Below are 12,611 nucleotides of genomic sequence, written 5' to 3'. Positions count from 1 at the left end.
GAGACGCCCGGACCGCTACTGTCAGGAGACGAGAGTGCCGCTGTTCATGGATGTCCACAATGTCGGCGACGGTGTGCTGGCCGGCGATGTCGCCGCCGCGCACGAGGCCGACCTGGCCGTGCAGGACGGCTTCGGGGTCAACTACCTGAAGTACTGGGTGGACGAGGCCGGTGGGAAGATCTTCTGCCTGGTCGAGGCGCCGGACGCGGAGGCGGCGACCACCGTGCACCGCAAGGCGCACGGGCTGGTGGCCGACGAGATCTACCCGATCAGCGCCCAGGGCTGAGCGAGCGAGAGGACCGAGCCGGCGATGGGTCTCACCGTGCACCTGCTCGGTCCGCCCCGGGTCGAGCGGCCGGGCGGGGGTGCGTACCAGATGCGCAGCCGCAAGAGCTGGGCGTTGCTGGCCTGCCTGATCCTCAGCGAACGCCCGCTGACCCGGGGGCGGCTCGCCGGCCTGCTCTACGCCGAGGCGCAGGACCCGCTGCGGGCCCTGCGCTGGGGACTTGCCGAGATCCGCCGCTGCCTGGGCGTCACGCTGGACGGCGATCCGGTGGTGCTGGGGTTGCCACCGGACGCCGTCGTCGACGTCACCGTCCTCACCCACGGCGCCTGGACGGACGCCGTCGGCCTGCCCGGCCTGGGCGCCGACCTGCTGGAGGGCATCACCCTCCGGGACGCCCCGGCGTTCGAGTCCTGGCTGCTCGCCGAGCGGCGGCGGTGCGCCGCGGCGGCCGAGGCGATCCTGCACGAGGCCGCGCTGGGCCGGCTGGCCGAGGATGATCTCGAGGCGGCGAGCCGGCTGGCGCTGCGGGCCGCCGCGATGAGCCCGCTGGACGAGAACCATCAGGCCCTGGTGATCCGGCTGTACCGGCTCGCCGGGGACGACCGGGCGGCCGAGCAGCAGTTCGCGGCGGTCACCGACCTGTTCCGCGAGGAGCTCGGGGTCGCTCCGGGGCGGGCGATCGAGCAGGCCATGGGTGAGGGCCGGCGGCAACGGGAGGTCGTCGCGGACGACGCGTCCCTCGAGGCGATCGTGGAGTCGGGCGCGGCGGCGGTGGCGGCCGGCGCGGTGGAGACCGGCGTCCGGTCGCTGCGCACCGCGATCGGGCTGGCCGACCGGTCCGGGAGTGGGCCGTCCCGGCTGGCCGCCCGGCTGCGGCTGGCCGAGGCGTTGATCCACTCGATGCGGGGGATGGACGAGGAGGGGCTGGCCGTTCTCTACGAGGCCGAGCGGCTCGGGCTCGCCGGCGGTGATCCGGCCGCCGTGGCACGGGCCCGCGCCGAGATCGGCTACGTCGACTTCCTGCGCGCCCGGTACGACCGCAGCCACCGCCGGCTGACCGACGCGCTCGCCGTCGCCGGCGACTCGGGGGCGATCGCCGCCCGGGCCACCACCTACCTCGGCGCGGTGGAGAGCGACCGGGCGGCGTACGCCCCGGCCGCCCGGCTGCTGGAACGGGCCGCCGAGCTCGCCCGCTCCTGCGCCGACCCGCGCACCGAGGCGTACGCGCTGTCCATGCTCGGCCGGGTGCACCTGCTCACCGGTGCGGTCGAGCCGGCCGCCGAGCACCTCGACGCGGCGATCCGGCTCGCCGAGCGGGACCACTGGCTGGCCTTCCTGCCCTGGCCGCAGGCGCTGCGCGGCGAGGTGCACCTGGCCGCGTCCGAGACCGCGGCCGCCGGTGCCATGCTCCAGCAGGCGTTCGCCCGCGCCTGCCAGCTCGGTGACCCCTGCTGGGAGGGGATCTCCGCCCGGTCGCTGGCGCTGACCGCCGAGGCGGCCGGGCGTACCGAGCAGGCCTTCGCGCTGCTCGCCGACGCCCGGCGGCGGTCGAACCGGATGGCCGACTCGTATGTCTGGCTCGACGCCTACATCCTCGACGCGCAGTGCGAACTCGGCCGGCGGCACGGTCATCCGAACGCCCCGCTCTGGGTCGGCGCGCTGCGGCGGCTGGCGTCGCGGACCGGGATGCGGGAGATGACCGTGCGGGCGATGTGGCACGGCGCGGCTCTCGGCCAGGCCGGGGATCACGACGCCGCGCGGCTGCTGGCCGGCGACATCGCGAACCCGGCGCTGCACGCGCTGCTGAGCCGTCAGGAACCGAGCCGGTACAGGGTGAGCGCCGCCAGCGACGGCGCGTCGACGATCTGACCGGACCGGATCATCTCGGTGATCTCCGCGTCGGTGACCGCCCGGTGGATCATGTCCTGTTCGCCGATCTCCCGGTCCGGCTCGCCCTCGGCCAGGTCGGTGGCGAGGTACACGTCGAAGGCCTGGGTGGAATATCCGTACGCCTCGTAGAGGTGCCCGAGGTGGGTCATCGTGCCGGCTCGCAGCCCGGTCTCCTCGGCCAGCTCCTGCCGCGCCAGGGCGAGCTGGTCGCCGCTCGCCCCACTCCCCCAGCTGCCCTGCGGGAACTCCCAGGCTCGCCGCCCGATCGGGTACCGGAACTGCTCGACCAGCCAGAACCCGTCCCGCCAGCGCGGCAGGACCAGGGCGAAGTCCGGTTTCTCCACCACGCCGTAGATGCCCGGGCTGCCGTCCGGCCGGCGGATCTCGTCCTCCCGCACGGTCATCCACGGATTCCGGTACACCACGCGACTGCTCATCCGTTCCACGGGCGACATTCAATCAGCGCAGGTAACGCTCGACGGCGTGGCGGATCTGGTCCGGGGTCATCGGGTCGGTGGACAGGACGCTGTGCAGCACCAGGCCCTCGATCAGGGCGTCCAGCTCGCGCGCCGTGGTCGGGTCGAAGTGCCGCTCCAGCGCGGTACGGCTGCGCTGCATCCAGCCCTGGGTGACCGCCCGCAGCGCCGGGTTGCGGGCCGCCGCGACGTACAGCTCCACCGCCATGACCAGGTCTTTCGGCGAGCCGATCAGGTCGTCGCGGATGAGCGCGATGACCGCCTCGATGGCGCTGTCCCGGTCGGTGGCGGCGCCGAGCCGCTCGTCGAAGACGTCGGCGGCGGCCGCGGCGTGCCGGGTGAACGCCTCGGCGAGCACCTCGTCCAGCGAGCTGAAGTGGTAGGTCATCGAGCCCAGCGGCACGTCGGCGACCCGGGCGATCTCGCGGTGCGTGGTCCCGGCGACGCCCCGCTCGGCGATCACCTCGAGGGCGGCGTCGATCAGCCGGTCGCGTCGCCCGGGGTCGTGCCGCCGGGTCCGTCTGTCAGTCATCCGGGTCGATGCTACGGATCACCCGGGCCGGATTGCCGACCGCCACCACGTTGGCCGGCAGGTCGCGGGTGACCACGGCACCGGCGCCGACCACCGTGTTCTCCCCGATGGTGACTCCCGGGAGGACGATCGCGCCGGAGCCGAGCCAGACGTTGTCGCCGATGCTGATCGGCTTGGCCGCCTCCCACTTGTCCCGGCGGGGGCCGGGTTCGATCGGGTGGGTCGGGGTGAGCAGCTGCACGTTGGTGCCGATCTGCACGTCGGCGCCGATGGTGATCGGGGCGACGTCCAGCGCGACCAGGCCGAAGTTGGCGAACGTGCGCGCGCCGATCCGCAGGTGCCGGCCGTAGTCGATCCGCAGCGGCGGCCGGATCTCCACGCCCTCGCCGACCTCGCCGAGCAGCTCGGTCAGCAGCCGGCGGCGCCGGTCGGACTCGCGGATCGGGGTCGCGTTGAACTCGTCCATCAGCTCGAAGGCACGCAGGGCGGCCTCGCCCAGCTCCGGGTCGTCGGCGAGGTAGAGCTCACCGGCGAGCATGCGCTCCCGCATCGAAGTCATGTGTACAAGCGTACACATAGGCGCCCCGAGGTTCCGGAACTCGCCGGCGATCCGTCGCGTGACCTGCGTTGATGCCGGAACCGCTGCCGGAACCGGTTCCGGGAGCCATTGACACCGGTCGGTGGCGGCGACACAGTGTCCGGCAAGAGAGCGATTTCACAGCCTGTTCCCCAGCCCGCAACGGCTTTGTCACACACCCCGTCCCCGAGGAGTCCCCGATGTCCCCTGCCCGAAAATGGGCCGTCGCCGCCGCCGCGACCGGCCTTCTCGCCGCACTGGCCGGCGTCCCGAGCGGCGCCCAGGCCGCCGAGACGCTGGTCTCGCAGAACAAGCCGTCCACCGCCTCGTCGTCGGAGTGGGCCGGGACCCCGGCGAGCTCCGGCAACGACGGCGACAACGGCACCCGGTGGTCCAGCGCCTTCGCCGCCAGCCAGTGGTTCCAGGTCGACCTGGGCGCGTCCACCTCGATCAGCCGGATCGCGATCAACTGGGAGAACGCCTACGCCAAGGCGTTCACCATCCAGTTCTCCGCGGACGGCAACGCCTGGACCCAGGCCTACGCGACCAGCACCGGCACCGGCGGCCAGCAGAGCATCCCCGTCTCCGGCACCGCCCGCTACGTCCGGATCAACCTGACGCAGCGCGCCCTGGAGCTTTACGGATACTCGTTCTGGGAGTTCCAGGTGTTCTCCGGCGGCGGCACCACCAACCCGACCAACAAGCTGCTTTCGTACGCCAAACCGGCGCGCGCCTCGTCCGAGCAGAACGACGTGAACTGCAACCCGTGCACCGCGGACAAGGCGTTCGACAACGACCCGGCCAGCCGCTGGGCGACCAGCTCCACCACCGGCTGGGTGGACCCGGGCTGGATCTACGTCGACCTGGGCGCCACGGCACAGGTCAGCCAGGTCGTGCTCCAGTGGGATCCGGCGTACGCGAAGTCCTACCAGATCCAGGTGTCGAACGACGCCACCACCTGGACGAGCATTTACTCCACCACCACCGGTGACGGCCTGAAGGACGTCATCAACGCCACCGGCACCGGCCGGTACGTGCGGATGTACGGCACCGCCCGCAGTGGCCCGTACGGGTACTCGCTCTGGGAGTTCAGCGTTTACGGCACCGGCGGCAACCCGGTCGACCCGCCCGCCAAGCCGGCCGACCCCACGTTCCCGGCCACCCGCCTGGTCTTCTCCGACGAGTTCAACGGCGCGAACGGCGTCAAGCCGGACACCGCGAAGTGGACGTACGACCCGGGCGTCCCGCAGAACGGCGAGGTCCAGTACTACACGCCGAACAGCGAGAACGCGTCGATGAACGGCGCCGGCCAGCTGGTCATCGAGGCTCGCAAGCAGGATTACCAGGGCCGGCAGTACACCTCGGCACGGATGAACACCAGCAACAAGTTCCACACCCAGTACGGCCGGGTCGAGGCGCGGATCAAGGTGCCGAAGGGCAACGGCCTGTGGCCGGCGTTCTGGATGATGGGCGCCGACTTCCTCCAGGGCCGCCCGTGGCCGTACAACGGCGAGATCGACATCATGGAGATCCTGGGCCGCAACACCAACGAGGTGTACTCGACGCTGCACGCGCCGGCGTACAACGGGGCGGGCGGTTACGGCCAGAAGCTCTCGACGGTGGACCTCTCCCAGGACTTCCACGTCTACGCGGTCGAGTGGGACAGCAAGGGGATGCGGTTCTTCCTCGACAACACGCTGATCCTCAACGCCAGCAAGGACACCGTGGAGAACACGCGTGGGCCGTGGATCTACGACCACCCGTTCTACCTCATCCTGAACCTCGCGGTCGGTGGCGACTTCCCGGGTCCGATCGACAGCACCACCCCGTTCCCCAGCCGGATGCTGGTCGACTACGTCCGCGTCTACCAGTGAGAGAGCCGCGGTGAGGCCGGCCCCCTGGCCTCACCGCGGGTTTCACGGCTTGAGTTTCGCCAAGTCGGGGGCGTAGACGGTCATGAAGTGCGGGTGCAGGCGGTAGTAGACGACCTCGGTGGTCCAGTCGAACGCGTCTGCCCCGTAGAACTGTCGCAGATAGTCCAGCAGGCCGGGCTCGGCGGTCAGGTCGATCGCCTCGGCCCGGCCGTGCACGAAGACGCCCAGGTCCTCACCGCGCAGGTGGGACACGCTGGCCTCGGGGCGGGACGCCAGATGACGGGCCTTCGCCGCGGTGCGGGCGGTGCCGAAGATCCACCGGCCGTGCAGGAAGTGCCCGTCGACCGCGCTGATCCGCGGCTCGCCGCGGGCCGTGACGGTCGCCAGCGACAGCGTGCACATGCCGGTGAGGACCCCGGCCAGTTGCTCCGCGGTCAGGGTCCGCTCGGCGACGATCGATTGCAGGTGCGCGGTCGAGCCCGCGAGCGAACTCTCCAGCAGCCGTTGCAGCTCGGCCAGCTCTTCCGGGGTTTCCAGCATGCGGCCGACCCTAGCGGCCCCCTCTGACAAAACGGGTCCGCTTCCCGGCCCGGTCAGATCCATTTCCGGTACGCCCCGCCGGCGTTCAGCTCAGACTCGTGGCCGCCAGCGCCGTGGCGATCAGCAGTCCCAGGCCGTTCGTCGCCCAGTGCAGGCCGGCCGCGGCGAGCAGGCTGCCGGAGCGGCGGCGCAGCTCGCAGAGCAGCAGGCCGGCCAGGGCGGTGAAGGCGACCGCGCCCAGGATCGCCAGGAAGCGGCCGGTCGCGCCGACGCCGAGCGTGGCGCCGACGGCCTGGTTCACCTGGGCCAGGCGCAGCGACGGCAGGATGTGCCAGAGGCCGAACAGGACCGACGAGGTGATGCTCGCCCAGGTGGCGCCGCGGTGGTGGTCGACCAGACCCATCAGCACGCCGCGGAAGGCGACCTCCTCGAGGAGCACGGTGCCGAGCGGGACGATCACGAACGCGGTGAGCAGGGCGGCACCCGGGTGCAGGTGGTAGCGCACGTCGTGGAACGCGACCCGGGTCGCCGGGACGGCCGCGCCGATCGCGTAGACCACGGCGACGACCAGGACCGCGCCGACGGCGTACTTCAAGCCGGGGAGCAGGGTGCGGCGGGACAGGCCCAGGGCGTGCCAGGACAGGCCGGCCCGGCGGGCGAGCAGGACCAGCATCAGCGCGACGAGCGGGCCGGCGATCAGGCCGGTGTGCGGCGGGCCGTACTTGTCCGCGACGTTGACCGCGGCGAGGATCGCGACGACCACGCCGAGCACGAGCGCGAGACGACGCCGGGACGGGTGGGCCGCGGCGTGCGCGACGCTGGACGGGTGGTCGGCCACGGCGCCTGCTGCGAGGAACGGGGAGCCGGAGGCGGGCGGGGAGACCTGGGGGAGGTCGGCGGTGAGGTCTGACATGGCGCGGGCGAGGCTACCTGGTGGGCGCCGCATGAACCAATTGTCACACCTGTCCCGGACGATCTCATTTCTTCGGTTTCGTGATGTCCACCGGCTCGCCGTGCCCGATCAACTGGATGGTCTGCACCAGCGATTCGCCCTGGGTACGCAGCGTGACGACGATCTCGGTGACGTGGCCCACGACGTCGGTCTTCGCGGTGAACGAGGCACCGTCGTCGCCGGACGTCAGCAGGCCCGGGGCGCCGAGCGGGAGGAAGCTGTCGTCGCCGGCCCGGCTCAGGTCGAGCGTTCCCTCGAAGGTGTACCTGCCGGTCCGGGTCACCCGGTCGACCGACCGGGTGAAGGCGGCCAGACCGGCCGGGTCTCCCGGGTCGACGGCGAGCAGGAACGTCTTCGGGTCGAACACCGCGAGATTCACCTGGTTCCAGGTCCGGTCCCGGCCGGTCCAGGTGTAGGCGACCCGGTCCAGCACGGTGATCTTGCCGATCTCGGCGCCGGCGCCGTCGCCGTCCCGGTACTCGCGAGTGAAGGCCTTGGCGGCCGGGTCGTGAGCGCCGGCGACGTGGATCCGGCTCACGTCGCGGTGCCGGGGGTCGGCGGGGTTCCGGTACTGAGCGTCGGCGGCGTAGCGGTAGGTGATCGTCTGGAGCTCGGTGAGGGCGGTCCGGAACTCGTCGGCGGCCGGGGCGGCGGCGGAGACTGGAACGCCGGCCGAGGCGGGGGCGCCTGCCGGTGATCCGCAGCCGGCCAGCGCGGTGACGGCCAGGAGGCAGAGGGCTTGGCGGCGCGCGATCACGATCTCTCCCCGGCGACATTCATGACGATGTGTGTGGCGAACACTATCCCGGCGTTCCCCGACCCGGGATTCAGCCCGGCGGTCGCCGGGCGGTCCGCCGGTGGAGCGGGCGTCGCGGGTAGCCACGGGGAGTCTGCGCAGGCGTACAAAATCGGGTTTTGCGACGACGGCCGCCGCAAGGGATGCGGCGGCCGCGATCAGAAGCGGTCAGACATCACGAGCGGTCAGATCAGAGGGATCAGCCGCACGAGTTGAGCATGGTCTGGAGGGCGGTCTTCTCGGAGGACTGCAGGGTGAGGCCCCAGTAGTACTTGACGGCTATCCACATGCGGGCATACGTGCAGCGGTAGCCGGCGACCGACGGCTGCCAGGTGCTCGGGTCCTGGTCGCTCTTGGCCTGGTTGACATTGTCGGTGACGGCGATCAGTTGCGGACGTGTGAGGTCGTTGGCGAAGCTCTGGCGCTTGCTCGTGGTCCAGGCGCTGGCGCCGGAGCGCCAGGCTTCGGCGAGCGGGACGACGTGGTCGATGTCCAGGTCGGCGGCGGCGGTCCAGGTGGCGCCGTCGTACGGGGAGTACCAGGAACCGCTGGCGGCGGCACAGGCGGAGCTGACCACGACGCTGGAGCCGTCGCGCTTGAGGACGGTCTCGCGGGTGTTGCAGGTGCCGCTGATGGTGATCCAGTGCGGGAAGAGGTCGCGGTCGTAGGTGCTCGCGTTGGCCTCGGCGGCGACGGTCAGCGCGGCGAGTTCGGTCTGGGCGGTCGCCTTGGACGGGATGTTCGGCGGGGTGGCCTGTGCCGGGGACGCCAGCAGGCCGGCGGCGATCGCGGCGGTGGCCGCGGTGGCGAGGACACGGGTGACGAGGCGCATCTGGTGCTCCCATCGGGGGATGGAACGGGGACACCGAAGATCTACGGGGCGTCGACGTCCATGGATGGGTTCGCCGGTGAATTCCGCGTTTCTCGCGCGCGAAGATCGTTTCGTACGTGTGTACCGGGCGGGAACATCCGCATTTTCGGCGTCATCCTCGTTAGCTTCATGTGTCCGGAAATTTTGTGAAATGGAGTGGGGATGCTGCTTCCTCGGCGCCGTCTCTTCGCGCTCGGCGGGGCGGCTCTGGTCGCCTCGGTCCCGGCGTCGGCGCGGGCCGGCGGGCCGGTGCGCAGCGGCTTTCCGTTCACCCTGGGTGTCGCCTCGGGGGATCCGCTGCTGACCGGGGTGCTGCTCTGGACCCGGCTGGCGCCGCGGCCGCTGGAACCGGCGGGCGGGCTGCCGCCGGTCCCCTGCCCGGTGTCCTGGCAGGTCGCCGAGGACAGCGGGTTCCGGACGGTGGTGCGCGCCGGGGAGACGGTGGCGCGGCCGGAGTACGGGCACTCGGTGCATCTCGACGTGCAGGGGCTGCGGCCGGGACGGGAGTACTTCTATCGGTTCCGCAGCGGCGGGCACCTCAGCCCGGTCGGCCGGACCCGGACCGCGCCGGCCAAGAACGCGTCGCCGGACGCGATGCGGTTCGCGATCGCGTCCTGCCAGGCCTACGGGGACGGCTACTACGAGGCGTGGCGGCATCTCGCCGGGGAGAACCTGGACCTGGTCTTCTTCCTCGGGGACTACATCTATGAGGGGGCGATCACCAGCGCCGGCGGGAGCCGGATGGACGCCACGCTGAAGCTACCGGACACCTTCGAGCTGGAGACCGACACGCTCGATCTGTACCGGATGCGGTACGCGCTCTATCGCACCGACCCGGACCTGCAAGCCGCGCACGCGGCCGGGCCGTGGGTGCTGACCTGGGACGACCACGAGGTGCAGGACAACTATGCGGGCGGGGTGCCGCGGTTCACCACGACGCCGGCGGCGGATTTCCTGGTGCGGCGGGCCAACGCGTACCGGGCGTACTGGGAGAACCAGCCGCTACGCCCGCCGCGGCAACCGGCCGGTCCGGACATGTCGCTGTACCGGCGGTTCCGGTTCGGGGACCTGGCGCACGCGTACGTGCTGGACACCCGGCAGTACCGGTCGGATCAGGCCTGCGGCGACAATCTGCGGGCCGGGTGTGCGGATCGGGACGATCCGCGGCGGACGCTGCTCGGGGCGCCGCAGCGGGACTGGCTGCTGGAGAAGATGGGGCGATCTCCGGCGCGGTGGAACCTGCTCGCGCAGCAGGTGATGATGGCGGAGCTGCGGTTCGGCGGGCCGGCCAACCGGTTGGACATGGACAAGTGGGACGGGTACACGGCGGATCGAGCACGGATCCTGTCGCTCGCCGGGACGATGCCGGGGACCGTGGTGCTGTCCGGGGACATTCACTACAACTATGCGGCCGACCTGCGGGTCCGGCCGGAGGCGCCGGTGGTGGCGGTGGAGTTGGTGGGCACTTCGATCACGAGTGGCGGGGACGGGAGTGACCGGACTCCGCAGCTGGACATGCAGATGAAGTTCAATCCGCACCTGCGGCTGGCCAACGCGCAGCGGGGATACGTGCGCTGTGAGCTGACCCGGGATCGGCTGCGGGCGGATTTCCGGGTGATGTCGCAGGTGACGAAGCGCGGAGGGTCGATTTCCACCCGGGCCTCGTTCGTCTCGGAGCGCGGGCGGCCCGGGCTGGTGCCGGCATGAGCTGGACGGCGGGACTGATGGTGCTGGGGCTGATCGGCGGGCTCGATCCGGTGGTTGCCGAGCCGCCGTCGCTGGCGATCATGACGGGCCAGTGCAACGGCCGGGATCTCGTGGTGCGCATGACCAACAGCGGGAAGACGCCGACCTATGCGGACACCGAGCTGAGCGCCGATCCCGCGGTGCACCTCCCCCGGCGGTTGATCTCCAGCTGGCTGCCGCCGGGATACACCCGGAGCGTTCCGGTCGCGGTCCGGGCGGCGGACGGGGCCAGGCCGGGGACCTACCACATCCGGATCAGCGGCACCGGCGGGAAGGTCACGGTCGTCCCGGTCACGATCAGCACGCCGCCCGCGGGGGCGGATCTGATGCGGTTGGCGGCCCGGGTGAGCGCCTCGTCGGCGCGGGCCGGAGGGCCGGTGTGTGCGGCGATCGACGGGAACGCCGGGACCATGTGGAACGACACGACCGGGAAACGGTGGCCGGACTGGTGGCAGGTCGACTGGGATCAGTCGCAGCGGATCAGCCAGGTGGAGGTGGTGACGACCGCGGAGGCGGGGCTGCGGGACTGGGACGTGCAGGTCGCCGTGCCGGCGGGGTGGGCGACGGTGCGGTCGGTGCGCGGGAACACCGCCGTCCGAAATATCGCGAAATTTACTCCGCGGCGTAGTAAGGCGGTGCGGATCGTCGCGCTTGCCGGCAACGGGGTGAACGATCAGTCCCGCCTCGCCGAGGTCATCATCCGGTAGCCGTCTCGTCGAGGACCCACTGGAGGTAGCGGGGATTTCCGCCCGCCACCGGCATCGCCAGCACGCACGGCACCTCGTAGGGATGCTCCCGCTCGGCCACCTCGACGATCGCGTCGACCAGCGACAACCGGGTGTGCAGCGCGACACGGGCCTCCGCCTCGTCCTCCACCGCGCCCTGCCAGCGATAGATCGACCGGATCGCCGTGATGGTGTGCCCGCAGGCGGCGAGACGCCGCTCCACCAGCCGCCGGGTGAACGCCGCCAGCCACTCCGCGTCGCTCGCGGTGATCACCACTTCGCAGACCGTCTCTGTCACAGGGTCACACTAGTGTTCGGGGCATGGCGGATGCGGAGGACGTACGGCGGCTCGCCCTGAGTCTGCCCGAGGTGGTCGAGATCGACAGTGACGGTTTCGACTTCCGGGTGGGCAACAAGGGGTTCGTCTGGTCGTATCCGGAGCGTCTGCCCGGCAAGCCGCGGGTGATCCGCACCGATGTCGCGGTGCTGTTCGTCGGCGACGAGGCGGAGAAACAGGCGTTGCTGCTCGGTGAGCCGGAGCTGTTCTTCACGGTCCCGGGTTACGACGGGCTCCCGCTGGTGATGCTGCGGCTGCCCGCGGTCACCGTCGAGCGCCTCACCGAGCTGGTCACCGACGCCTGGCGGATGCGCGCCCCCGCCGGCACCGACCCGGACGCCTGACTCACCAGCGGTCCTGGTGCAGGGCGGCGTCCAGCGGGCGGCGGGTCCGCCAGCCGTGCCGCTCCAGGTCGGGGACGTCCTGGAGCCGGGTGACCGGGCCGAGGCAGAGCCAGGCGACCGGCCGGATCCGCTCCGGGATGCCGAGCAGCTTCTGGAGGAACTCCTCGCGGTAGAACGAGACCCAGCCGACGCCGAGCTCCTCCGCGGTCGCCGCGAGCCACAGGTTCTGCACGGCCAGGCAGACCGAGTAGAGCCCGGCGTCCGCGATCGCGTGCCGCCCCAGCACGGCCGGCCCGCCCCGCTCCGGGTCGTAGGTGACCACGATCGACAGCGTCGACTCCAGGATCCCGTCGATCTTGATCCGCGCGAACCGCTCGGCCTCCTCCCCGGTCAGCGTCGCGGCGAAGACCTCACGCTCCTCGTGGACGTGCCGGTGAAAGTGCGCCCGCACCTCCCGATCCCGGATCACCACGAAATCCCACGGCTGCGAGAGGCCGACGCTCGGCGCGGCGTGCGCCGCGGTCAACACCCTTTCCAGTACGCCATCCGCAAGCGGCTCGCCGGTGAACTCGCCCCGCACGTCCCGGCGGCGATGAATGACGTCATAAACGGACACCCCCCGACTCTGTCAGATCGATCCCCCGGCCCCCGCCACCCCCCATTGA

General features: G+C 71.4%; 15 protein-coding genes. 6 read left to right on the top strand and 9 right to left on the bottom strand.

Going from position 1 to position 12,611, the window contains the following annotated elements:
* The first annotated feature begins 46 nt into the window (after positions 1–46).
* Together Aiant_RS37110 and Aiant_RS37105 are read left to right on the top strand one after the other, a co-directional pair.
* Entirely contained in the window at positions 47–286 is a 240-nt protein-coding gene (locus Aiant_RS37110; RefSeq protein ID WP_229830258.1) for a DUF4242 domain-containing protein, read from the top strand.
* A 24-nt stretch (positions 287–310) separates the two neighbouring features.
* Positions 311–2,155 carry an AfsR/SARP family transcriptional regulator gene (locus Aiant_RS37105; protein WP_189331587.1) on the top strand — a complete coding sequence of 615 codons (1,845 nt, stop codon included), beginning with the start codon at positions 311–313 and terminating at the stop codon, positions 2,153–2,155.
* Here Aiant_RS37105 and Aiant_RS37100 read toward each other — a convergent pair.
* Genes Aiant_RS37100 through Aiant_RS37090 form a run of 3 tightly spaced genes read right to left on the bottom strand, consistent with a single transcriptional unit; the run spans position 2,098 to position 3,743 of the window.
* A complete protein-coding gene (locus tag Aiant_RS37100; protein ID WP_229830260.1) occupies positions 2,098–2,613 on the bottom strand; it encodes an NUDIX domain-containing protein in 516 nt (171 codons plus the stop codon). The genes Aiant_RS37105 and Aiant_RS37100 overlap by 58 nt on opposite strands.
* A gap of 22 nt (positions 2,614–2,635) precedes the next feature.
* A complete protein-coding gene (locus Aiant_RS37095; protein ID WP_189331589.1) occupies positions 2,636–3,184 on the bottom strand; it encodes a TetR/AcrR family transcriptional regulator in 549 nt (182 codons plus the stop codon).
* A complete protein-coding gene (locus Aiant_RS37090; RefSeq protein WP_189331590.1) occupies positions 3,177–3,743 on the bottom strand; it encodes a sugar O-acetyltransferase in 567 nt (188 codons plus the stop codon). The genes Aiant_RS37095 and Aiant_RS37090 overlap by 8 nt, the downstream gene beginning before the upstream one ends.
* Positions 3,744–3,961: 218 nt before the next feature.
* On the opposite strand from Aiant_RS37090, the gene Aiant_RS37085 reads away from it, so the two are divergent.
* Entirely contained in the window at positions 3,962–5,635 is a 1,674-nt protein-coding gene (locus Aiant_RS37085; RefSeq protein WP_189331591.1) for a discoidin domain-containing protein, read from the top strand.
* A gap of 42 nt (positions 5,636–5,677) precedes the next feature.
* Here the strand turns inward: Aiant_RS37085 and Aiant_RS37080 are convergent, their stop codons facing one another.
* From Aiant_RS37080 to Aiant_RS37065, 4 genes are all read right to left on the bottom strand, one after another.
* Positions 5,678–6,175, bottom strand: coding sequence for a pyridoxamine 5'-phosphate oxidase family protein (locus Aiant_RS37080; RefSeq protein ID WP_189331592.1), 498 nt, complete (start codon positions 6,173–6,175; stop codon positions 5,678–5,680).
* An 85-nt stretch (positions 6,176–6,260) separates the two neighbouring features.
* Positions 6,261–7,088, bottom strand: a complete 828-nt coding sequence (locus Aiant_RS37075) for a CPBP family intramembrane glutamic endopeptidase (protein ID WP_189331593.1) — start codon at positions 7,086–7,088, stop codon at positions 6,261–6,263.
* 64 nt (positions 7,089–7,152) lie between these two features.
* Complete coding sequence (locus Aiant_RS37070) at positions 7,153–7,884, bottom strand: hypothetical protein (protein ID WP_189331594.1); 732 nt, start codon at positions 7,882–7,884, stop codon at positions 7,153–7,155.
* Positions 7,885–8,122: 238 nt separating this feature from the next.
* Positions 8,123–8,755, bottom strand: a complete 633-nt coding sequence (locus tag Aiant_RS37065) for an HNH endonuclease family protein (protein WP_189331595.1) — start codon at positions 8,753–8,755, stop codon at positions 8,123–8,125.
* 201 nt (positions 8,756–8,956) lie between these two features.
* Between Aiant_RS37065 and Aiant_RS37060 the strand changes: the two genes are divergently transcribed.
* Complete coding sequence (locus Aiant_RS37060) at positions 8,957–10,501, top strand: alkaline phosphatase D family protein (RefSeq protein WP_189331596.1); 1,545 nt, start codon at positions 8,957–8,959, stop codon at positions 10,499–10,501.
* Positions 10,498–11,247, top strand: a complete 750-nt coding sequence (locus Aiant_RS37055; RefSeq protein ID WP_189331597.1) for a discoidin domain-containing protein — start codon at positions 10,498–10,500, stop codon at positions 11,245–11,247. Before Aiant_RS37060 ends, Aiant_RS37055 begins: the two co-directional genes overlap by 4 nt.
* Here Aiant_RS37055 and cutA read toward each other — a convergent pair.
* Positions 11,237–11,563 (bottom strand): divalent-cation tolerance protein CutA, encoded by a 327-nt coding sequence (gene cutA / locus Aiant_RS37050; protein ID WP_189331598.1) that lies wholly within the window; start codon positions 11,561–11,563, stop codon positions 11,237–11,239. The two genes, Aiant_RS37055 and cutA, sit on opposite strands and share 11 nt — an antisense overlap.
* A gap of 23 nt (positions 11,564–11,586) precedes the next feature.
* On the opposite strand from cutA, the gene Aiant_RS37045 reads away from it, so the two are divergent.
* A complete protein-coding gene (locus Aiant_RS37045) occupies positions 11,587–11,946 on the top strand; it encodes an MmcQ/YjbR family DNA-binding protein (RefSeq protein ID WP_189331599.1) in 360 nt (119 codons plus the stop codon).
* 1 nt (position 11,947) lies between these two features.
* On the opposite strand, the gene bluB is transcribed toward Aiant_RS37045, so the two are convergent.
* The gene (bluB, locus tag Aiant_RS37040) at positions 11,948–12,562 is read right to left on the bottom strand and encodes a 5,6-dimethylbenzimidazole synthase (protein WP_189331600.1); all 615 of its coding nucleotides are present in this window, start codon (positions 12,560–12,562) and stop codon (positions 11,948–11,950) included.
* Between the last annotated feature and the right edge of the window lie 49 nt (positions 12,563–12,611).

The sequence above is a fragment of the Actinoplanes ianthinogenes genome, assembly GCF_018324205.1.
Classification (GTDB): domain Bacteria; phylum Actinomycetota; class Actinomycetes; order Mycobacteriales; family Micromonosporaceae; genus Actinoplanes; species Actinoplanes ianthinogenes.
The sequence above is the reverse complement of the archived record's forward strand: the minus strand, read 5'-3'. Positions and strand labels throughout refer to the sequence as shown.

Excerpts from the sequence above, each read along its gene's own strand:
- Aiant_RS37060 (WP_189331596.1), top strand. The coding sequence starts at position 8,957 with ATGCTGCTTCCTCGGCGCCGTCTCTTCGCGCTCGGCGGGGCGGCTCTG.
- Aiant_RS37065 (WP_189331595.1), bottom strand. The coding sequence starts at position 8,755 with ATGCGCCTCGTCACCCGTGTCCTCGCCACCGCGGCCACCGCCGCGATC.
- Aiant_RS37085 (WP_189331591.1), top strand. The coding sequence starts at position 3,962 with ATGTCCCCTGCCCGAAAATGGGCCGTCGCCGCCGCCGCGACCGGCCTT.
- Aiant_RS37100 (WP_229830260.1), bottom strand. The coding sequence starts at position 2,613 with ATGAGCAGTCGCGTGGTGTACCGGAATCCGTGGATGACCGTGCGGGAG.
- Aiant_RS37095 (WP_189331589.1), bottom strand. The coding sequence starts at position 3,184 with ATGACTGACAGACGGACCCGGCGGCACGACCCCGGGCGACGCGACCGG.
- Aiant_RS37105 (WP_189331587.1), top strand. The coding sequence starts at position 311 with ATGGGTCTCACCGTGCACCTGCTCGGTCCGCCCCGGGTCGAGCGGCCG.
- Aiant_RS37090 (WP_189331590.1), bottom strand. The coding sequence starts at position 3,743 with ATGACTTCGATGCGGGAGCGCATGCTCGCCGGTGAGCTCTACCTCGCC.
- Aiant_RS37080 (WP_189331592.1), bottom strand. The coding sequence starts at position 6,175 with ATGCTGGAAACCCCGGAAGAGCTGGCCGAGCTGCAACGGCTGCTGGAG.
- Aiant_RS37075 (WP_189331593.1), bottom strand. The coding sequence starts at position 7,088 with ATGTCAGACCTCACCGCCGACCTCCCCCAGGTCTCCCCGCCCGCCTCC.
- Aiant_RS37110 (WP_229830258.1), top strand. The coding sequence starts at position 47 with ATGGATGTCCACAATGTCGGCGACGGTGTGCTGGCCGGCGATGTCGCC.
- Aiant_RS37055 (WP_189331597.1), top strand. The coding sequence starts at position 10,498 with ATGAGCTGGACGGCGGGACTGATGGTGCTGGGGCTGATCGGCGGGCTC.
- Aiant_RS37045 (WP_189331599.1), top strand. The coding sequence starts at position 11,587 with ATGGCGGATGCGGAGGACGTACGGCGGCTCGCCCTGAGTCTGCCCGAG.